The 18,646-nt window shown below is 72.9% G+C and carries 21 protein-coding genes; 6 read left to right on the top strand and 15 right to left on the bottom strand.

Annotation, left to right across the window (positions count from 1 at the left end; translation table 11 throughout):
* Positions 1–132 precede the first annotated feature (132 nt).
* Genes H7A72_RS10625 through moaA form a run of 3 tightly spaced genes read left to right on the top strand, consistent with a single transcriptional unit; the run spans position 133 to position 2,056 of the window.
* A complete protein-coding gene (locus H7A72_RS10625) occupies positions 133–624 on the top strand; it encodes a molybdenum cofactor biosynthesis protein B (protein WP_072625063.1) in 492 nt (163 codons plus the stop codon).
* On the top strand, positions 624–1,058 hold the full coding sequence (locus tag H7A72_RS10620) for a molybdenum cofactor biosynthesis protein MoaE (protein WP_072625062.1): 435 nt from the start codon (positions 624–626) through the stop codon (positions 1,056–1,058). Before H7A72_RS10625 ends, H7A72_RS10620 begins: the two co-directional genes overlap by 1 nt.
* On the top strand, positions 1,058–2,056 hold the full coding sequence (gene moaA / locus H7A72_RS10615) for a GTP 3',8-cyclase MoaA (RefSeq protein ID WP_072626274.1): 999 nt from the start codon (positions 1,058–1,060) through the stop codon (positions 2,054–2,056). Before H7A72_RS10620 ends, moaA begins: the two co-directional genes overlap by 1 nt.
* Position 2,057: 1 nt before the next feature.
* Here the strand turns inward: moaA and H7A72_RS10610 are convergent, their stop codons facing one another.
* The 8 genes from H7A72_RS10610 to H7A72_RS10575 form a co-directional block, all read right to left on the bottom strand.
* A complete protein-coding gene (locus H7A72_RS10610; protein WP_007925982.1) occupies positions 2,058–2,303 on the bottom strand; it encodes a MoaD/ThiS family protein in 246 nt (81 codons plus the stop codon).
* Positions 2,300–2,590, bottom strand: a complete 291-nt coding sequence (locus tag H7A72_RS10605; protein ID WP_185220503.1) for a DUF6457 domain-containing protein — start codon at positions 2,588–2,590, stop codon at positions 2,300–2,302. Before H7A72_RS10605 ends, H7A72_RS10610 begins: the two co-directional genes overlap by 4 nt.
* On the bottom strand, positions 2,587–3,246 hold the full coding sequence (locus H7A72_RS10600) for a molybdenum cofactor guanylyltransferase (RefSeq protein ID WP_072625060.1): 660 nt from the start codon (positions 3,244–3,246) through the stop codon (positions 2,587–2,589). The genes H7A72_RS10605 and H7A72_RS10600 overlap by 4 nt, the downstream gene beginning before the upstream one ends.
* Complete coding sequence (gene moaC / locus H7A72_RS10595) at positions 3,243–3,722, bottom strand: cyclic pyranopterin monophosphate synthase MoaC (protein WP_072625059.1); 480 nt, start codon at positions 3,720–3,722, stop codon at positions 3,243–3,245. The genes H7A72_RS10600 and moaC overlap by 4 nt, the downstream gene beginning before the upstream one ends.
* Entirely contained in the window at positions 3,723–4,958 is a 1,236-nt protein-coding gene (gene glp, locus H7A72_RS10590; protein WP_072625058.1) for a gephyrin-like molybdotransferase Glp, read from the bottom strand.
* The gene (moeB, locus tag H7A72_RS10585) at positions 4,955–6,115 is read right to left on the bottom strand and encodes a molybdopterin-synthase adenylyltransferase MoeB (protein ID WP_185220502.1); all 1,161 of its coding nucleotides are present in this window, start codon (positions 6,113–6,115) and stop codon (positions 4,955–4,957) included. The genes glp and moeB overlap by 4 nt, the downstream gene beginning before the upstream one ends.
* 66 nt (positions 6,116–6,181) lie before the next feature.
* Positions 6,182–7,129: an acyl-CoA thioesterase II gene (locus tag H7A72_RS10580; RefSeq protein WP_185220501.1), complete on the bottom strand. Its 948-nt coding sequence runs from the start codon at positions 7,127–7,129 to the stop codon at positions 6,182–6,184.
* A gap of 92 nt (positions 7,130–7,221) precedes the next feature.
* The gene (locus H7A72_RS10575; protein ID WP_185220500.1) at positions 7,222–9,336 is read right to left on the bottom strand and encodes an ATP-dependent DNA helicase RecQ; all 2,115 of its coding nucleotides are present in this window, start codon (positions 9,334–9,336) and stop codon (positions 7,222–7,224) included.
* A gap of 90 nt (positions 9,337–9,426) precedes the next feature.
* On the opposite strand from H7A72_RS10575, the gene H7A72_RS10570 reads away from it, so the two are divergent.
* From H7A72_RS10570 to H7A72_RS10560, 3 genes are read left to right on the top strand one after another with little or no spacing between them, the layout of a single operon-like run.
* The gene (locus H7A72_RS10570; protein ID WP_072626273.1) at positions 9,427–9,882 is read left to right on the top strand and encodes a thioesterase family protein; all 456 of its coding nucleotides are present in this window, start codon (positions 9,427–9,429) and stop codon (positions 9,880–9,882) included.
* Positions 9,879–10,508 (top strand): hypothetical protein, encoded by a 630-nt coding sequence (locus tag H7A72_RS10565; protein ID WP_185220499.1) that lies wholly within the window; start codon positions 9,879–9,881, stop codon positions 10,506–10,508. The genes H7A72_RS10570 and H7A72_RS10565 overlap by 4 nt, the downstream gene beginning before the upstream one ends.
* Before the next feature lie 17 nt (positions 10,509–10,525).
* Positions 10,526–11,302, top strand: coding sequence for an inositol monophosphatase (locus tag H7A72_RS10560; protein ID WP_185220498.1), 777 nt, complete (start codon positions 10,526–10,528; stop codon positions 11,300–11,302).
* Position 11,303: 1 nt separating this feature from the next.
* Here H7A72_RS10560 and H7A72_RS10555 read toward each other — a convergent pair whose 3' ends face one another.
* The 7 genes from H7A72_RS10555 to pepN form a co-directional block, all read right to left on the bottom strand.
* Entirely contained in the window at positions 11,304–12,110 is an 807-nt protein-coding gene (locus H7A72_RS10555; protein WP_185220497.1) for a glycerophosphodiester phosphodiesterase, read from the bottom strand.
* Between the two features lie 79 nt (positions 12,111–12,189).
* Entirely contained in the window at positions 12,190–12,741 is a 552-nt protein-coding gene (locus tag H7A72_RS10550; protein WP_185220496.1) for a dienelactone hydrolase family protein, read from the bottom strand.
* A complete protein-coding gene (locus tag H7A72_RS10545) occupies positions 12,741–14,444 on the bottom strand; it encodes a glycoside hydrolase family 13 protein (protein WP_370543533.1) in 1,704 nt (567 codons plus the stop codon). The genes H7A72_RS10550 and H7A72_RS10545 overlap by 1 nt, the downstream gene beginning before the upstream one ends.
* Entirely contained in the window at positions 14,441–14,845 is a 405-nt protein-coding gene (locus tag H7A72_RS10540) for a globin (RefSeq protein WP_072625049.1), read from the bottom strand. The genes H7A72_RS10545 and H7A72_RS10540 overlap by 4 nt, the downstream gene beginning before the upstream one ends.
* Positions 14,846–14,858: 13 nt before the next feature.
* Positions 14,859–15,137: a hypothetical protein gene (locus H7A72_RS10535; RefSeq protein WP_185220495.1), complete on the bottom strand. Its 279-nt coding sequence runs from the start codon at positions 15,135–15,137 to the stop codon at positions 14,859–14,861.
* A 33-nt stretch (positions 15,138–15,170) separates the two neighbouring features.
* On the bottom strand, positions 15,171–16,085 hold the full coding sequence (locus H7A72_RS10530; RefSeq protein WP_072625047.1) for a mechanosensitive ion channel family protein: 915 nt from the start codon (positions 16,083–16,085) through the stop codon (positions 15,171–15,173).
* Positions 16,082–18,640 carry an aminopeptidase N gene (pepN, locus tag H7A72_RS10525; protein WP_185220494.1) on the bottom strand — a complete coding sequence of 853 codons (2,559 nt, stop codon included), beginning with the start codon at positions 18,638–18,640 and terminating at the stop codon, positions 16,082–16,084. Before pepN ends, H7A72_RS10530 begins: the two co-directional genes overlap by 4 nt.
* Positions 18,641–18,646 lie beyond the last annotated feature (6 nt).

The raw sequence follows: 18,646 nt of genomic DNA, 5'->3' as shown, positions 1-18,646 counted from the left end.
GCCCCAAGAGTGGGCCTGTGACACCGGGCTAGCGCCGCACGGCAGGCCCACCCCGTGAGACGGGGTGGGCCTGCCTTCGTCTTCCCTGCGTGATTTGAGACACTGGGAGACCAGCGAGGGGAAGGAAGCCCGGTGAGCACCACAGCGCACGTCATCACGGTCTCGAACCGGGTGAGCGCCGGCGAGCGGGAGGACCTGTCGGGTCGCACCGCGGTCGAGCTTCTGGAGGCGGCCGGCCTCGAGACGACGACGAGCGTCGTCCCGGACGGCGCGGACGAGGTCGAGTCCGTCCTGCGCGCCTCCATCGCGGCGGGGTACCGCCTGGTCATCACCAGCGGTGGTACCGGCGTGACGCCCACCGACCGGACGCCGGAGGGCACGGCCCCGGTCCTGGACCGGGAGGTCCCCGGTCTCGCCGAGCTGCTGCGTGCCGAGGGCTCGCGGCACACCCCCTTCGCCGCGATCTCCCGTGGCCTGGTCGGTGTCGTGGACGCCTCGCCCGACCACCCGGGTGCCCTCGTCGTCAATCTCCCCGGCAGCCCCAAGGGGGTCCGTGAGGGCCTGGACGTGCTCCTGCCCCTCGTCGAGCACGTCCTCGACCAGATCGCTGGAGGTGACCACTGATGGCACACACCGCGTGGATCGCCACCGACCCGATCGACCTGACGGACATGCTCGCGAGCGTGAGCGGGCCAACTCACGGAGCCGTCGCGAGCTTCGTCGGGCAGGTGCGCGACCACGACCCCGAGGCGAGTGGCCGGGTCGTCGCCCTGCGCTACACCTGTCACCCCGACGCGCCCGCCCTCATCGAGCAGATCGTCGCGCGGACCGTCGCCGAGCACGACCCGGCGGGCGAGGCCGACGTGGCGGCGACGCACCGCATCGGTGACCTCGACGTCGGTGACCTCGCGCTCGTCGTCACCGTGGGCAGCGCCCACCGTGACCTGGCCTTCACCCTCTGCCGTGCGGTCGTCGAGGCGGTCAAGCACGAGCTGCCGGTGTGGAAGCAGCAGTTCGAGGCCGACGGCTCGCACGCATGGTCGGGGCTGAGCTGCTGATGACTCGCCCCCTGATCGATCCCCACGGTCGCGTCCACCGCGACCTGCGGGTCTCGCTGACCGACAAGTGCAACCTGCGCTGCACCTACTGCATGCCGGCCGAGGGCCTGCCCTGGCTGCCCAAGGACGAGCTGCTCACGACCCCCGAGCTGCTCACCCTCGTCGAGGCGGCGGTCACGGCAGGCATCACCGAGGTGCGTCTCACCGGTGGCGAGCCGCTCGTGCGCCCCGACGTCGTCGAGATCGTCGCGGGCATCGCGGCGATGGAGGGCCCGCAGGGCCGTCCCGAGGTGTCGATGACGACCAATGGCCTGGGCCTGGCCAAGATCGCGCCGGCACTCAAGGAGGCCGGCCTGGCCCGGGTCAACGTCAGCCTCGACACGCTGCACCCGGAGCGTTTCCACGAGATCACGCGTCGTGACCGCTTCGACGACGTCGTCGCCGGCATGGCGGCCGCCCACGAGGCCGGGCTGCGACCGGTCAAGGTCAACTCGGTGCTCCAGCGCGGCATCAACGACGACGAGGTCGTCGACCTCACCCGGTGGGCGGTCGAGCGCGGCTACGAGCTGCGCTTCATCGAGCAGATGCCGTTGGACGCCCAGCACAGCTGGGAGCGCACGGAGATGATCACCGGGCACGAGATCCTCGCGTCGCTGCGTGCCGAGCTCGACCTCGAGGAGCTCCCCGGGCGAGGTGCCGCACCGGCCGAGCGCTTCCTCATCGACGGCGGCCCGGCGACGGTGGGTGTCGTCGCCTCGGTGACGATGCCCTTCTGCGGGTCGTGCGACCGGCTGCGCCTCACGGCCGACGGCCAGCTGCGCAACTGCCTCTTCGCCAACGGCGAGACGGACCTGCGCGGGCCGCTGCGTTCCGGCGCGACGGAGGAGGAGATCCATGCTCTCGTGCACGAGTGCTTGGCCCTCAAGCTGCCCGGCCACGGGATCAACGAGCCCGGCTTCCTCCAACCGCCGCGTCCGATGAGCGCGATCGGCGGGTGACTCACCCCCCGGCGAAGGGGGGCAGCACGTCGATCGTCGCTCCGGCGGTGACCGGTGTGGAGTCGTCGTCGACGTAGCGGCCGGCGTGCAGCACGGAGCACCGCTCGAGGACCTCGCTCAGCCGGTCCCCGTGCGCCCGACGGGCAGCCGCGAGCACCTCGCCGACGGTGGCGCCGTCGAGCTGCTCCTCGTCGGTGCCGGCCGCCTCGGCGGCGCCGGCGAAGTACCGGATCGTCGTGCTGCTCATGCCTGCTCCGTCCTCGACGCCGGGGGCAGCGTCGACTCGAGGTGCGATCGTAGGGACTCCAGGTCGACCGGGCGGCCCTGCTCCTGCAGGCGCCCCACGGCCAGGCCGAGGATGTAGGCACCGACCGGCGCCATAGGTCGCTCGAAGTCGTGGGCGATGGTCTTGGTCATCGCGAGGATGCTGCGCACGTCGACGGCCTCGGGGTCGAGCCCCAGTGCGGCGCAAGCGTGCTCGATCCAGTCGGCCCAGCGCTCCTCGGCCTGACCGTCATCAGTCGGGTGGCTCATCGCTCCTCCTGCTGCGCGGACTCCGACGGAGCGTCCTGCGGATGCTCCAGTCGCTCGGCCCACCGGGCCAGCTCGGCCCAGGTGTCGATGTCGGCGACGTCGTCACGGCTCGCCGGCAGGGTGACGAGCGTCGCCTCCGCGAAGAGCTCGCGCAGCGAGCGGTCACGTGGTGACCCGAGCCGCTCGAGCGCCCGGCGCAGCGTGCTCGTGCGGTGGATGCCGAGCAACCACTGGGGGCGGTCGTCCGCGTCGGCCAGGCACCAGCCGTCGTGCTCGTCGGTCGTGACCTCCTCGCTGCGGACCGCAAAGGACCAGGCCGCCAGCAGCCGCCCGAGTGCCGGGAGAGGGTTGGCGAGGTCGCACGAGGCGAGCAGGGTCCACTCGGCGCTCGAGCCGCCGGCGTCGAGCTCGGACAGCCCGGCGGCGAGCCCGGCCACCGGCCCGCCCCGAGGTGGGTCCTCGAGGGTGCGGTGGACGCCGTCGGGGACCGCGACGTCACCGACGACGGCGATAGCGTCGGCGTCGGCCACGGCGACGAGCACGCGGTCGAGCAGGCGCTGCCCGTCGAGCTCGAGGTCGGCCTTGCTCGCACCGCCGAGGCGCGAGCCCGTGCCGCCGGCGAGGATGACGGCGTCGAAGGGGGCGGGGTCGTTCATGAGTCCTCCCGGGTCCAGGTGCCGCTGCGGCCGCCGGTCTTCTCCAGCAGCCGGATGTCGGTGATGTGGGCGCTGCGGTCGCGCCCCTTGACCATGTCGACGACGGCGAGGGCGGCGACGCTGACGCTCGTCAGGGCCTCCATCTCGACGCCGGTGCGGTCCGCTGTGCGCACCGTCGCGGTGATGTCGACACCCGTGTCGGTGATCGTCAGGTCGACGACGGCACCGTGCACGCCGATGACGTGGGCCAGCGGCAGCAGCTCGGGGGTCTTCTTCGCTGCCTGGATCCCGGCGATGCGTGCGACGGCGAGGACATCCCCCTTCGGCACGGTGCCGTCCCGCAGGAGCGCGACGGTCTCGGCGGAGGTCACCACGCGGCCTGCGGCGGTGGCCGATCGGATCGTTGGCTGCTTGTCGGTGACATCGACCATGCGGGCGTGGCCCGCGGTGTCGAGGTGGGTCAGCGGGTGGTCCATCTACAGGCTCCTGACCCCGACGAGGTCGCCGGGCTCGACGGTGTCGGTCTCCTCGTCGACGACGGCCAGCGCGTGGGCGCCGCCGACCGAGGTGGCCATGTGCGAGGCGGATCCCCGCCGGTGGGCCGGGGTGGCGACGAGGCGTCCCCGGTCATCGCTCGTGAGGCGTACGGGGACGAACTGCCGGCGTCCCTGGGGGGAGCGCCAGCCGGTACCGGCGACCGCGAGCGTCGCACCGCCGGGTGCCTCGCGGCCGAGCAGGCGGTCGACGACGGGCCGGCCGAAGACCTCGAAGGAGATCGCCGTGCTCACCGGGTTGCCGGGGAAGGCCAGCACGGGCACGCCGTGCCACCGGGCCCAGCCCTGCGGCTTGCCGGGTTGCATGCGCACGTGGCGGAAGACCCCGTCGGCGGAGTCCTGCAGGACGATGCGGGAGACGTCGAAGTCGCCCACGCTGACCCCGCCGGTGAGGATGATCAGGTCGCTGCCCCGTGCGAGCTCGTCGAGGCCCGAGGTGAAGGCCGCGCGCTCGTCCGCGAGGACGACGGGTCCGCGCACCTCGACCCCGAGCTCGGTGAGGGTGGCGGCGAGGTGCGTGCCGTTGGACTCGAAGATCTGGCCCCGCTCCAGGGCCCCACCGGGGGCGACGAGCTCGTCACCGGTGGCCGCGACGGCGACGACCGGGCGGCGTCGCACGGAGACGGTGGCGGTGCCCGCGGCTGCGAGCGTGCCGAGCACGCGTGCGGTGATCGTCACCCCGGCGTCGGCGACGACGTCATCGGCCCGCACGTCCTCACCGGCGCCGCGCAGGTGCTGTCCGGGCTCGACGGTCCCGGTGATGGTCACGATTTCGTGGCCGCCGTCGGTGAGCTCGACCGGGACGATCGTGTCGGCGGCCGTGGGCACGGGCGCGCCGGTCATGATGCGCACGCACTCGCCGGCGGCGAGGGCGGGGTCGCGCGAGGACCCGGCGGCGACCGCTCCGACGACGCGCAGCGTGCCCGGCCCAGCGGTGAGGTCGGCGTGCCGCACGGCGTAGCCGTCCATGCCCGAGTTGGCGAAGGCGGGCACATCACCGCGGGCCCGCACCGGCTCGGCGAGGACCCGGCCGAGGGCCTGCGCCAGGGGGACCTGCTCGGTGTCTGTGAGTGGCCCGCTGCCGGCGAGCAGGTCGGTGAGCAGCTCCTCGCGGTACTCGTCGACGGTCAGCAGGGCGCGGGCGGTGGGGCTGGTCATGCGGGGGACTCCTCAGCGAGCGGGACCGGGTCGGGCCAGGCGAGCATGCCGCCGTCGAGGACATGCAGCTGCTCGAAGCCGCGGGCACGCAGCGTGGTCGCCGCGAGTCGGGCCCGCGCCCCGGAGTGGCACACGAGGACGATGTCGCGGTCGGTCGGCAGCGCGTCGCTGGAGGCCGGGTCACCCGTGAGGGTCGGCACGGGGATGTGGACGGCGCCCGGGACGCTGCCGGACGCCAGCTCGTAGGCGTCTCGCACGTCGAGGACGAAGGGGGCGTGCGCCCCGGAGAGCTGGTCGGCCAGGTCGGCTGGGGAGACGAGCGTGGCACCGCCGGGCTCGGTGTCCGCGACCGGGGTGGGCAGGACCGCCGGGGGGCGGGTGCGTGGCCCGCGTGCGACGAGGGGCAGCTCGCGCTGGGTGGCGGCGAGCACGTCGATGAAGAGCAACCGGCCGACGAGGGGCGCACCGACACCGGTGATGAGCTTGATCGCCTCGGTCGCCATCATCGAGCCGACCTGGCCGACGAGTGGTCCGACGACGCCGGCGTCACCGCAGGCGGGCACCGACCCGGGGGCCGGCGGCCGTGGGAAGAGGTCGCGCAGCCCCGGGGCGGGGTGGCCCTCCGGCGCCGCGGTCCAGAAGACGGTGAGATGGGCCTCGGTGCGGTAGACGGCTGCCCAGACGAGAGGGACACCGAGCTCGTCGCAGGCGTCGGCCACCGCGTAGCGGGTCTCGAAGTTGTCGCTGCCGTCGAGCACGACGTCGTGGTCGGCGAGCATCGCGGCGGCATTGTCGGCAGTGAGGTGGTCGGTGACCCCGACGATCTCGACCTCGGGGTTGAGGGCTCGCACCCGCTCGAGGGCGCTGTCGACCTTGGGCCGACCCACGTCCGCGCTCGAGTGGATGACCTGCCGCTGTAGGTTGGTCTCGTCGACGTCGTCGTCGTCGACGACGGTGATCCGACCGACGCCGGCCGCGGCCAGGTAGAGCAGCGAGGGGGAGCCGAGACCACCGGCCCCGATGACCGCGACGCGGGCTGCGAGGAGGCGACGCTGGCCCTCTTCGCCGATGGTCGGCATGAGGAGGTGGCGCGAGTAACGGCTCACCTGCTCCCCGGTCAGCGCCGGTCCGGGGGCAACGAGCGGTGGAAGGCCCATGTCCTGACGGTAGTTCACCACTGCTGCGGGTCGCTGCCCGGTCTCGTCGCGGCGTGCGCCCGACGCTCAGCCCACGGGCTTGATCCGCACCATGGCCTCTTGGGCGATGGTCGCGACGAGGACACCCTCCTCGGTGAAGACCTTGCCGACCATCAGCCCGCGACCGGAGCGGGTCGAGGGCGACTCCTGGTCGTAGAGCAGCCAGGCACCCGGGTCGACGGGGCGGTGGAACCAGATGGTGTGGTCGATGGTCGCCGGCGTCAGCCCGGGCTCGGACCAGGTCAGGCCGTGGGCCCGCAGCATGCTGTCGATCGGCGTGTAGTCCGAGGCGAAGGCGAGGACGGCACACCGGGTCAGCTGGTCGTGGGGGAGCTGGGCGATGGTCCGGAACCACACCCGCTGGTGACCGTCCTGCTCGGGGGCCGGCGCCATCATGATGTCGCCGTCGACGTAGCGGTGGTCGACGGGCCGGGTGGCGACATACTTGGCGCGCGGGTGGTCGATGGCGCTGTAGCTGTCGCCGATGGACTCGAGGTCGTCGGGGGAGGGCACGTCGGGTGCGGCGACCTGGTGGTCGAGGCCGTCGGAGGGGTCCTGGAAGGACGCGGTCATCGACAGGATCGGGCGTCCGTGCTGCAGCGCGTGGACGCGTCGGGTCGAGAAGGAGCGGCCGTCGCGCATCCGCTCGACGGCGAAGCGGATCGGCAGGTCGGAGTCCCCGGGCCGCATGAAGTAGGCGTGCAGGGAGTGCGGCATCCGGTGCGGCATCTCGGGGAGGACGGTGCGCCCGGCCGCCATGAGCGCCTGCGCGAGCACCTGACCGCCGAAGACCCGCCCGTGCGGCATGGCGATGCTCTCGCCCTCGAAGACGTCGGCCGAGCTCGCGCCGAGCTCGCCCACCCCGTCGGCCCCCTCGACGCGGATGGTCGCGTGACCGACCTCCTGGAGCTCGAGCGTCGCCAGAGCGGTGCTCAGGTTGATGCGCTGTGCCTGCTCGACGGAGTCTTCGGCCATGGTGCTCCTCGGTGTCACGTGGTCAACGGACCGAGCCTAGGCGAGAGGGGTGCCCGGGGTCAGCATCGGTCTGCCGTGCGGACCGCGCGGGCTCACCCGTCGACGGCGAGGGCGAAGGGGAGGACCTCCTGTGATCCGGCCCGACGCAGGGCCCGAGCCGCCGTGGTCATCGTCCACCGGGAGTGGACGACGTCGTCGACGAGGAGGACCGGTCCGGTGAGGCCCGGGAGCTGGTGGGCGAGCTCGGGGTCGACGGTCAGCCGCTCCCACACCCCGGCGAGGCGGTAGGCGGAGTTGCCGCCCGGCTCGCCCACGGGTCCGCCGTCGACGGGGGTGAGCGCACCGAGCACCGGCAGCCGGCCGATCTGCCCGAGCTGATCGGCGAGCGAGGTGACGAGCGTCGGGCGAGACCGCGAGGGGACGACGACGATGCCGGCGGGGCGGGTCTGCCACCCCCACTCGGCGAGCACCCGGACGACGGCGCGGACCACCTGGTCCGGTACCGGCTGGTCCTCGGAGAGGAGCTCGCGCAGCCGTGGGCCCCAGCCGAGGTCGGTGACGCGCGCCAGAGCGCGACCGGGCGACATGGCCTCGTCGGCGGGGATGCGTCCCTTGACCGGGACCCCGAGACGGTCCATGCCGCTCGGCCACTGGGCCCGCGGGTCGAGGTCGACACCGGCCCGATCGAGCGTGGAGCGGGCCGAGCCGAGTGCGTCGTCGGCGACCTCGGCGTCGATCCACGGGCCGGCGCAGCGGTCGCAGCGGCCGCAGTCCCGTGCGCTCGCGTCGTCGAGGGTGCGCTGGAGGAAGGCCATCCGGCAGCCGGTGGTGTCGATGTAGTCGAGCATGTGCTGCTGCTCGGCCTCACGGGCGGCGGCGACCCGCTCGTAGCGCTCCGCGTCGTAGACCCAGGGCTGGCCGGTGCCGATCCAGCCACCGCTCACCCGCTCGACCGCGCCGTCGACGTCGAGCACCTTGAGCAGCAGCTCCAGCCGCGTGCGCCGGATGTCGACGATCGTTTCGAGGGCGGCCGTCGACAGGGGACGGCCGGCCTCGGCGAGCGCGGTGATGACGGCCGCGGCCTGGTCCTCGCGGGGCATGGAGGAGGAGGCGAAGTGCTTCCAGATCGACACGTCGTCGTGCCCGGGCAGCAGGACCACGTCGGCCCGCTCCGTGGCGCGGCCGGCGCGACCGACCTGCTGGTAGTAGGCGACGGGCGACGAGGGGGCACCGAGGTGGACGACGAACCCGAGGTCGGGCTTGTCGAAGCCCATGCCGAGGGCGCTCGTCGCGACGAGGGCCTTGACCCGGTTGTGGCGCAGGGCCTCCTCCATCGACGCCCGCTCCTCCGCGTCGGACCGGCCGGTGTAGGCGGCGACCTCGTGGCCGGCGGCCTGCAGCGCGGCGGCGACGTCCTCGGCAGCGCTCACCGTCAGGGTGTAGATGATGCCGCTGCCCTCGAGCCGGCCGAGGTGGGTGGTGAGCCAGGCGAGGTGGCGGTCCATCCCGGACCGTGGGAGGACGGCCAGCCGGAGGCTGTCGCGGGCGAGCGGCCCGCGGACGGTGAGGACCTCGCCCTCGGTGCCGGCTGCCAGCTGCTCGGCGACGTCGTGGACGACGCGCTCGTTGGCCGTCGCGGTCGTCGCGAGCACCGGGGTGCCCGCGGGGAGCTCGCCCAGCAGGTCCTTGATCCGGCGGTAGTCGGGGCGGAAGTCATGGCCCCAGTCGCTGACGCAGTGCGCCTCGTCGACGACGAGCAGACCGCACCGCCGGGTGAGGTCGGGCAGCTGCTCGGCGCGGAACCGGGGGTTGTTGAGCCGCTCGGGGCTGACGAGCAGGACGTCGACCTCGTCGCGGGCGAGCCGGCCCCGGACCTCGTCCCACTCCTGGGCGTTGGCCGAGTTCATCGACACGGCGCGCACGCCAGCCCGCTCGGCGGCGGCGATCTGGTCGCGCATGAGCGCGAGCAGCGGCGAGACGATGAGTGCCGGGCCGGCTCCCTTCGCCCGCTGCAGGCGCGAGGCGACGAAGTAGACCGCGGACTTGCCCCACCCGGTGCGCTGGACGACGAGCACCCGCCGCCCACCCCCGACGAGGGCCTCGATCGCCTCGCGCTGTCCGTCGCGGAAGGTGACGTCGTCGCGGCCGACGAGCTGCCGCAGGACAGCGGTCGCGTCGTCGTGGAGGGAGCTGGTCTGTGTGGTCATCGTGGTCAACCGTAGGTCAGCCCACCGACGACGAGCCGGCCGCCGACGGGGGATGGGGATGACCGCGACGGTCGGTGGGAGGATGTGGACATGACGAGCGAGACCACCGAGCCGGCGGCCCTCACGGCCGAGATCGGCCTGCGCTGGGGCGACATGGACGCCTACGGCCACGTCAACAACGTCCAGTACCACCGCCTGCTCGAGGAGGCCCGCATCCGGGCCTTCGCCGAGTGGTTCCACTCCAGCGGGGGAGAGCGCATGCTGCGCTCGGGCGTGCTCCTTGCCCGGCAGGAGATCGAGTACCTCGAGCAGCTCGTCTACCGCCCGGAGCCGATCCTCATCGACATGTGGGTCACCGCGCTCGGTGGCGCCAGCTGGGACATGGGCTACACGATCCGCGACGAGGAGGTGGTCTTCGCGCGTGCCGAGTCCACGCTCGTCGCCTTCGACATCGCGGCGCAAGGGGCCCGCCGGCTCACCGACGAGGAGCGTGCCGCGCTCACCGCCCGGCAGGGCGGTCCGGTTCCGATGCGGCGCCGGCGATGACCCCCCTACGCCTCGCCGACGCCGAGAGCGCCGCGGACCTCACGACCTATCTCACCCGGGCCAAGCGCCTGGACGAAGGGGGCGACGTGCGCCTGCAGGCAGTCGGCTCCGTGCTGGCCGCCTGGACCTGCGTGCTCCCGGGGCGTGGCCTGGGCAGCACCGGTCTCGTCCTCGGGCTGCGGACCTACGCCCTGGCCGAGGCGAGCTCGATGGACACGACGGTCCCGCTGTCGGCCGTGACCGACCGCCTCGCCCGCGGAGGCACCCAGATCGAGCAGCCGCCGGTGACCTCGCAGCCGACGTGGCGCGCCCTCACCCCGCCGCGGTCCGGCTGGGAGCCGGTCGGCGTGGTCGCCGACGCCGAGCTGCTCGCCGCCGCCCGGGCCGGGATCGCCGAGGTCGCCGAGGGTGCCCCCGAGGGGTCCGGTGCTTCGGCCGTCGCCGACCTGCGCTCGCGGGTCTGGGGCCGCTCCACGTCGACCATCCCGCCGGTGCCGGCCGGGACGGCCTTCGGGCTGCACGCCCTGGGCTTCCTGCGACCCGACGCCGACGCCCGGGCCCAGATCCACACGGTGGGCCCGTGGACTCGGGTGGCGACGGACCGAGGCTTCGTCCTCGCCCGCTGATCCGTAGGGTGGACCGCGTGGACGACCACCTCGCCGACCTCGACGACGCCGCGCTCGCGGCAACGCTGACCCGGGACGCGGCGCGGCTCGCCGCTCGCATGCGCGCCGAGGGGCTGCAGGCACAGCACAAGACGTCGATCTCCGACGCCGTCACGGCGGCCGACCACGCTGCCGAGGAGCTCGTCGCCGGCACGCTCGCCCGGTTGCGTCCCGACGACGGGATCGTCGGCGAGGAGGGTGCCGAGGCCGAGAGCCGCTCCGGTCGCACGTGGGTCATCGACCCCGTCGACGGGACCTACAACTTCCTCTCCGGCCTGGGCACCTGGTGCAGCGCCCTCGCCCTGCGCGACCGGGCCGGGCTGGTCCTCGGGGCCGTGCACCAACCTGCCGTCGACGAGGCCTGGCTCGGTGGTCGCGACCTGCCGACGACGCTCAACGACTCACCCGTCGGTGACCTCGCCGACCTGCCCCTGGCCGAGGTCGCGATGGCGACCTATCTCCACCCCGCGCGCCTGCCCGACGCCACCCTGCGCGAGCCCTGGCTGACCGCGATCGAGGGTGCGGCGACGGTCCGCATGTTCGGCTCCGGCTCGTGCGACCTGGCCGCGGTCGCCGCGGGGCGCATCGGCGTGTGGGCCCAGCAGGCGGTGCCGGAGTGGGACTGGCTGCCCGGCGCGGCGCTCGTCACTGCGGCCGGCGGCCGGACCGAGCAGGTCGAGGTCCGCGGGCACGTGTGGAGCGTCGCCGGGCGCCCCACCGCCGTCGAGCAGGTCCTCGCCGCGCTGCAGTCCTGACCTACCGCGACGACGGGCGAAGGGGGTGACCCCGGTCCGCGAGCACGTCCCGCAGGGTGTCGATCCGGTCGGTGACGATGCCGTCGACGCCGAGGTCGAGCAGGCGATGCATCTCGTCGGCCTCGTCGATCGTCCACACGTGCACCTGCTTGCCGAGGCGGTGCGCCACCTCGACCAGCCGGGGCACGACGAGCGTCACCGACCTCGGACCGACGGCGTGGCTGACCGGGATCTGCAGCGCCTGGGCGGGGGAGTGGACCAGCCGGGAGAGCAACCCCGGGAGCAGCCGGAGCGAGGCGACGCCGACCGGGCCCGCAGACGTCGCGAGGTCCGGGCCGAGCGCGCGGCGCACCCGGCGCAGCCGCGCGTCGCTGAAGGACCCGATGCACACCCGATCGACGGCGTCGTGTCGCCGGATCATCTCGACGAGCGGGGCGACCGCGCCATCGGCCTTGACGTCGATGTTGAAGCGCGCCTCGGGGAAGGTCTCGAAGAGCTCGTCCATCAGGGGCACCGCGTCGATCCCGTGGATCCGAGCCTGCGACACCTGCGCCCACGGCAGCCCGGAGATGGCTCCTCGCGCGTCCGTCACCCGGTCGAGGAGCTCGTCGTGGAAGGCGACCAGCCGACCGTCGGCCGTCGCGTGCACGTCCGTCTCGAGATAGCGGTAGCCCATGCCGACCGCCTCGCGGAAGGCGTGGACGGTGTTTTCCCGGCCGAGGTTGGGCTCGTAGGTCGAGCCGCCGCGATGGGCGAGCGCCAGGGGAGTGGGGTGGTCGAAGTAGGGGTAGTCGCGCGCGGGCCTCACGCGCTCACCGTACGCGCCCGGCAGTGGCCCGCGACGCAGTCCGGCCCGCCGGCGCGCACCGCCCCGAGCGGGAGCCTCCTCAGCGGAGGAAAACGTCGATCCGCTCGATGGTCGCGGACGTGACCGCTTCGTCGTAGCCGGGCAGCTCGGGGTCGGTGAAGAGGTGCCCCCGGCCGGGCGTCACGTGGTCCTCGAAGGGAGCGCCACTCGCCTCGACCGCCGCGCCCAGCGAGGGCACGTCGGCAGGCGAGATCCACGGGTCGTCCTCGTGCCGGTGCACCTGCACGGGCACGCCGGACCACTCGTGGCGGGGCGCGGCGACCGAGTGCAGCAGGATCGCGGCCCGGGCGCGTGGCCGGCGCGCCGCGAGACGCTGGGCGAACCACGCCCCGAGCGAGAAGCCGGCGAGCACCGTCTCGGGTGGCAGGGAGGCCGCGAGCTCACGGACCGACTCGAAGTACTCGGGGTGGGCGTCGCGGTGCGCGATGCCCGGCGCCTCCTCGTCGAAGACGTGCCCCTCGTAGTAGTCGGGCACGACGACCTCGTGGTCGTGCTCGCGCAACCGGTCGGCGAAGGCGTGCACGCCGGGCCGCAGCCCGAGTGCCGAGTGGAGCAGCAGGACGTGGGCCATCAGGCCAGCTCGGCCCAGACGGCCGTGTCGGTCGGCACGCGCCCGTCGACGAGGTCGCCGGAGGCGACGAGCACGACGGCCCCCTCGGGCAGGGTTACGGGCTGGGCGCCGAGGTTGGCCACGACGAGGGTGCGGGTGCCGTCGGGTGAGGTCGCGACGTAGCCCACGACGTCATCGCCCAGGCCCTCGACCTCCTCGAGACCGGCGAGCCCGAGCCGCCGCTCGCGGCGCAGCGCGAGCAGTCGTCGGTAGAGCTCGAGGGTCGAGCCCTCGACCCCCGTCTGCGCGTCGACGGCGAGGTCGGAGTAGGCGGGCGGCTGCGGCAGCCACGCGGCACCGGTGGAGGAGAAGCCCAGGGCGGGCGCCCCCTGCTCCCAGGCCATCGGCACCCGGCACCCGTCGCGACCGAGCTCGAGCCCCTCGGTCCGGGCGAAGGTCGGGTCCTGACGCACCTCGTCGGGCAGGGCGGTGTGCTCGGGCAGCCCGAGCTCCTCGCCCTGGTAGACGTAGGCCCCACCGGGCAGCGCGAGCATCAGGGTCGTCGCGGCACGGGCCCGGCGCAGCCCGAGCTCGGCGTCCGGCTGTGGGTCGTCGGCGCCGATGCCGTTGGGTCGCGGACGGTCGTCGGGCAGGCCGAAGCGACTGGCGTGGCGCAGCACGTCGTGGTTGCTCAGCACCCACGTCGACGGGGCGCCGACGGAGTCGTTGGCGGCCAGCGAGCGGCGCACGCCGGCACGCAGCGCCTCGGCGCGCCAGGGCGTCTCGAGGAAGTCGAAGTTGAAGGCTTGGTGGAACTCGTCCTCGCGCACGTAGCGGGCCAGTCGGTCGGCGGGGTTGACCCACGCCTCGGCGCACATGATGCGCACCGGCTCGCCGTAGGAGTCGAGCAGCTCGCGCCATGCGCGGTAGATCTCGTGGACGCCGTCCTGGTCCCAGTAGGGCGCCTCGTGGGTCACCTCCATCAGCCCACCCGGGTGCTTGTCGAAGGGAGGGAAGGTCGGGTCCTTGACCAGGCCGTGGGCGACGTCGACACGGAAGCCGTCGACGCCCCGGTCGAGCCAGAAGCGCAGCGTCGTCTCGAAGTCCTCGCGCACCTGCGGGTTGGTCCAGTTGAGGTCCGGCTGGCTCGGGTCGAAGAGGTGGAGGTACCACTGACCGGGCGTGCCGTCGGGCTCGGTGACGCGGGTCCAGGCGCCACCCCCGAAGTTGGCCAGCCAGTTGGTCGGCGGCTGCGACCCGTCATCGCCGAGACCGTCGCGGAAGACGTAGCGCTCGCGCTCGGGGCTGCCCGGCCCGGCGCCCAGCGCCGCCTGGAACCAGGCGTGGTCGGAGGAGGTGTGGTTGGGCACGAGGTCGACGACGACCCGCAGGCCGAGGTCGTGGGCCCGGGCGATCATCGCGTCGGCGTCGTCGAGGGTCCCGAAGAGCGGGTCGACGTCACGGTGGTCGGCGACGTCGTAGCCGGCGTCGCGCTGCGGCGAGCGGTAGAAGGGGGAGAGCCACACGGCATCGACGCCCAGGTCGCGCAGGTGCTCCAGCCGCGAGGTGATGCCCGGCAGGTCACCGACACCGTCGCCCGAGGCGTCGGCCCACGAGCGTGGGTACACCTGGTAGATGACGGCATCGCGCCACCACGGGGCGTCTGCCGGGTCCGGGTCGTGCAGCCCCACGGAGTGGTCGAAGGGGGTCGGTCCGGTCGTCACAGGCGCTGCCCCTCGTCGTCGGCGTTGATCATCATGTCCGCGGCCCGGGTGAAGTACTGGCGCATCGCGGCGTCGTGCGCCTCGGGCAGGTCGAGCGTGTCCATCGCGGCGAGCATGTGCCGCATCCACCGGTCGCGCATGTCGGGCGTCACGGCGTAGGGCACGTGCCGCATGCGTAGTCGCGGGTGCCCGCGCTGCTCGCTGTAGGTGTGCGGCCCACCGAAGTACTGCTCGAGGAACATCCGCAGCCGCACCTCGGCCGGGCCGAGGTCCTCCTCGGGGTACAGCGCCCGCAGCGGCTCGTCCTGCGCGACGCCCTCGTAGAAGGCACGCACGAGGCGCACGAAGGTCTCGTGCCCCCCGACCTGCTCGTAGAAGCTGTCTCCGGGCTGGGCGAACATGCCCGCCAGTCTGTCAGGCGTCGCCCCCGACCTTGCGGCGGGGACGCTTCCTCGGCATCTCGACGAGCGGCCGGGTGTCGGCCTCGTCGCGGGCCGTGCTCTTCCTCGTCCCGGTGCGCCAGGAGTTGAGGATGTGGATGAGGCCGAGGGTCTCGCCCGTCGAGGCGCCGGAGGCGCCACCGACGACGGCACCGACCTGCAGGTTGCTACAGCCTCGGCACGCGGGCTTGCCGATCGTGGACCGGTGGACCTTGCCCTGGATGCGTCGACCGCACGAGTAGCACGTGGTCATGATCTCCCCCTTCGTCGTTGGTGACGACCCTACTCAGATCTGGTGCCCGCCACCGGACATCGGGATCGGGGGGCCTGCGATGCCCTCGCGGTCGAAGGTCTCCTTGACCCGACGCCGGATCTCGCGCTGGATGCCCCAGTTCTCGTCCGGGGCGCAGCGCGCCAGGACCCGCACGGTGACGGTGCCCCCGGTGATCGACTCGACGCCCAGCACCTGCAGGTCCTCGCGCAGCACCTCGTGCCAGTGCGGGTCGTCGTCGATCTGCTCGACGGTGGACCGGATGATCCCCAGGACCCGCTCGATGTCCTCGCGGTAGCTGAAGGGGATGTCGACCATGACCGTCGACCAGCCCTGGCTGCGGTTGCCGATCCGGATGATCTCGCCGTTGCGGACGTACCAGACGACCCCGTCGGGGTCGCGGAGTCGGGTGACCCTCAGGGTGACCTCCTCGACGGTGCCGACGGCCTCGCCGGTGTCGATGAGGTCGCCCACGCCGTACTGGTCCTCGAGGATCATGAAGATCCCGGAGAGGAAGTCCTTGACGAGGGCCTGCGCGCCGAAGCCGAGGGCGACGCCGCCGACACCGGCCGAGGCGAGCAGCGGCGCGAGCGGGATCCCGAGGAGCGACATCACGGTGAGCACGGTGATGACGGCGATGGCGAAGGTGGCGATGCTGCGCAGCAGCGAGCCCATCGTCAGCGTGCGCTGGCGATAGCGCTCCTTGGCCGCCGAGGCCGGGATCCCGCTGTTGCGCTCTCGCTTGGCCCGACTGGCCTCGCTGCGGACGATCGACGCGTCGACCGCCTTGGTGATCGCCCGGTGCGCGAGCCAGCGGGCGACGAAGCCGACGACGACCGCGACGAGGATCTGTAGGGGCGCACCGAGGACCCAGTCGAGGGTGGACTCCCAGGTGAGGTCGATGGCAAGCAGGCGGGGCACGTCGATCATCCGACGGAGTCTGCGTCACGCTCCTGAGCAGCAACTGCACGCGCCACCGTGTCGCGGCTCTCCGCGACGGTGCGCCGCAGGCCGGCCGGCGCATCCGGGTGCTCGTCGAGCCAGGTCTGCGTCGTGGCGAGCAGCTCGGGCCCCGCGAGCGCCATCGGGTAGAAGCCGATGACGATGCCCTCGGCGATGGCGTGGGTGCGCTCGGCCCAGACCTGCTCCAGCACCTCGTGGTAGCGCTCTACGAAGGGGGTGAGCAGCGCCGTGTCGCCGGTGCGGCCGAAGCCGAGCGCGTGCGCGTCGACGACGGAGTTGGGCGTGTCGGTGGCGACGACGCCGGCCTGCCACGCGGCCTCCTTGGCCTCGGCCGTGGGGAGGCTCGCCGCGGCCCGGGCCGCGCGCTCGCGACCGGTGGCGGTGTTGTCCCCCTGGGCCTCCGTGGCCACGGCATCTGCGTCGGCGACCCCGGCCGCGGCCAGGCCGGTGAGCAGGGTCCACCGCATGTCGGTGTCGACCGCCAGGCCCTCGAGCGTGGTGCTGCCGTCGAGCAGGCCGGCGACCCACGTGGTGTCGTCGCCGGGGGCCAGGAGGTTGGCGTGGGCGGTGACGAGCTGCAGCTGGGCATCGCTGCCGGGGGTCGCCGCACGGGCCAGGTCGGCCAGGTGCGACACGACCTGCCGGCGCAGCTGCTCACGGTGGGCCGGGGCCGAGTAGGTGAGGATCGCGGTGCTCACCTGGCCCAGCAGGGTGCGCAGCAGGGTCGAGTCGGCCAGCCCGTCGAGGACCGGCAGGACGAGCTCGACGTAGTCGCGCGCCGGCATCTCGGCGTCACGGGTCATGTCCCAGGCGGAGGCCAGCGCCAGCGAGGCCGGCAGCGAGTCCTCGAAGGCGGTGGGGTTGGCCAGCAGGGTGGCGAGGGAGCGCTCGTCGAGCCGCAGCTTGGCGTAGGTCAGGTCGTCGTCGTTGAGCAGCAGCAGGTCGGGCTGGCGCTGACCGACGAGCTGGGGGAGCGGGGTGCGCTCGCCGTCGACGTCGACCTCGAAGCGCTCGCGACGCTGCAGGGTGCCGTCGACGAGGTCGTAGAGCCCCACGGCGAGACGGTGGGGGCGCAGCGTCTCGAAGCCCGCGGCGAAGGTCTGCTCGATGACCGCGTCGACGTAGTGCCCGCGGTCATCGACCTCGACCAGCGGACGAAGGGTGTTGACGCCGGCCGTCTCGAGCCACAGCTTCGACCAGGACCGCAGATCGCGACCCGAGGTGGCCTCGAGCTCGTCGAGGAGGTCGTCGAGCGTGGTGTTGCCCCACGCGTGCTTGGCGAAGTAGGCGCGCAGCCCGTCGCGGAAGGGCTCACGCCCGACGTAGGCGACGAGCTGCTTGAGCACCGACGCGCCCTTGGCGTAGGTGATGCCGTCGAAGTTGACCTCGACGTCGGCGAGGTCGCGGATCGGGGCGACGATCGGGTGGGTCGAGCTCAGCTGGTCCTGGCGGTAGGCCCAGGCCTTCTCGTGGGTGCAGAAGGTCGTCCACGCGTCGGTCCACTCGGTGGCCTCGGCCTGGCAGGTCGTCGAGGCCCACTCGGCGAAGGACTCGTTGAGCCACAGGTCGTTCCACCAGCGCATCGTCACGAGGTTGCCGAACCACATGTGGGCGAGCTCGTGCAGCACGGTGAGGGCGCGGCGCTCGACGAGCGCGTCGGGCACCTTGGAGCGGAAGACGTACATCTCGTGGAAGGTCACGCAGCCCGCATTTTCCATCGCGCCCATGTTGTACTCCGGCGTGAAGACCTGGTCGTACTTGGTGAAGGGGTAGGCGCGGTCGAACTCCTCCTCGAAGAAGGCGAAGCCCGCCTTGGTGAGGGCGAAGAGGTTGTCGGCGTCGAGGTACTGGGTGAGCGACTTGCGGCAGAAGATGCCCAGAGGCACCTCCTTGTCGCGCGAGGTGAGCGAGTCGCGCACGACGTCGTAGGGGCCGGCGACGAGCGCGGTGATGTAGCTGCTCATCCGCTCGGTCGGGGCGAAGGCCCAGGTCGCCGCGCCCTCCTGACCCTCGACGGGCGTCGGCTCGGGGGTCGGCGAGTTGCCGATGACCTGCCAGTGCGCCGGTGCGGTGACGGTCAGGGTGAAGCTCGCCTTGAGGTCCGGCTGCTCGAAGACCGGGTACATGCGGCGGCTGTCGGGCACCTCGAACTGCGTGTAGAGGTAGACCTCGCCGTCGACCGGGTCGACGAAGCGGTGCAGGCCCTCACCGGTGTTCATGTAGCGACCGGTCGCCGCGATCGTCACGACGTTGTCCTCGGCGAGGTCGTCGAGACGGATGCGGTGGTCGGCGTAGACGACGGCCGGGTCGAGCGCGGTGCCGTTGAGCTCCACGGACTCCACGGACTCCCCGATGAAGTCGACGAAGGTGGCGGCGCCCCCCCTCGCCGCGAAGCGGATCGTGCTGGTCGTGGCGAAGGTCGTCTCCGACGTCGTCAGGTCGAGGGTGATCTCGTGACGGTCGACCGTGACCAGCGAGGCCCGCTCGGCGGCCTCCTCACGGGTGAGGTTCTTCCCGGGCACGTGCTG

The sequence above is a fragment of the Janibacter sp. YB324 genome (assembly GCF_014217915.1).
GTDB classification, from domain to species: domain Bacteria; phylum Actinomycetota; class Actinomycetes; order Actinomycetales; family Dermatophilaceae; genus Janibacter; species Janibacter indicus.
The sequence above is the reverse complement of the archived record's forward strand: the minus strand, read 5'-3'. Positions and strand labels throughout refer to the sequence as shown.

Coding starts and splice junctions, on each gene's coding strand:
- H7A72_RS10620 (WP_072625062.1), top strand. CDS start 624: ATGGCACACACCGCGTGGATCGCCACCGACCCGATCGACCTGACGGAC.
- moaA (WP_072626274.1), top strand. CDS start 1,058: ATGACTCGCCCCCTGATCGATCCCCACGGTCGCGTCCACCGCGACCTG.
- H7A72_RS10610 (WP_007925982.1), bottom strand. CDS start 2,303: ATGAGCAGCACGACGATCCGGTACTTCGCCGGCGCCGCCGAGGCGGCC.
- H7A72_RS10605 (WP_185220503.1), bottom strand. CDS start 2,590: ATGAGCCACCCGACTGATGACGGTCAGGCCGAGGAGCGCTGGGCCGAC.
- H7A72_RS10600 (WP_072625060.1), bottom strand. CDS start 3,246: ATGAACGACCCCGCCCCCTTCGACGCCGTCATCCTCGCCGGCGGCACG.
- moaC (WP_072625059.1), bottom strand. CDS start 3,722: ATGGACCACCCGCTGACCCACCTCGACACCGCGGGCCACGCCCGCATG.
- glp (WP_072625058.1), bottom strand. CDS start 4,958: ATGACCAGCCCCACCGCCCGCGCCCTGCTGACCGTCGACGAGTACCGC.
- moeB (WP_185220502.1), bottom strand. CDS start 6,115: ATGGGCCTTCCACCGCTCGTTGCCCCCGGACCGGCGCTGACCGGGGAG.
- H7A72_RS10580 (WP_185220501.1), bottom strand. CDS start 7,129: ATGGCCGAAGACTCCGTCGAGCAGGCACAGCGCATCAACCTGAGCACC.
- H7A72_RS10575 (WP_185220500.1), bottom strand. CDS start 9,336: ATGACCACACAGACCAGCTCCCTCCACGACGACGCGACCGCTGTCCTG.
- H7A72_RS10570 (WP_072626273.1), top strand. CDS start 9,427: ATGACGAGCGAGACCACCGAGCCGGCGGCCCTCACGGCCGAGATCGGC.
- H7A72_RS10565 (WP_185220499.1), top strand. CDS start 9,879: ATGACCCCCCTACGCCTCGCCGACGCCGAGAGCGCCGCGGACCTCACG.
- H7A72_RS10550 (WP_185220496.1), bottom strand. CDS start 12,741: ATGGCCCACGTCCTGCTGCTCCACTCGGCACTCGGGCTGCGGCCCGGC.
- H7A72_RS10540 (WP_072625049.1), bottom strand. CDS start 14,845: ATGTTCGCCCAGCCCGGAGACAGCTTCTACGAGCAGGTCGGGGGGCAC.
- H7A72_RS10535 (WP_185220495.1), bottom strand. CDS start 15,137: ATGACCACGTGCTACTCGTGCGGTCGACGCATCCAGGGCAAGGTCCAC.
- H7A72_RS10530 (WP_072625047.1), bottom strand. CDS start 16,085: ATGATCGACGTGCCCCGCCTGCTTGCCATCGACCTCACCTGGGAGTCC.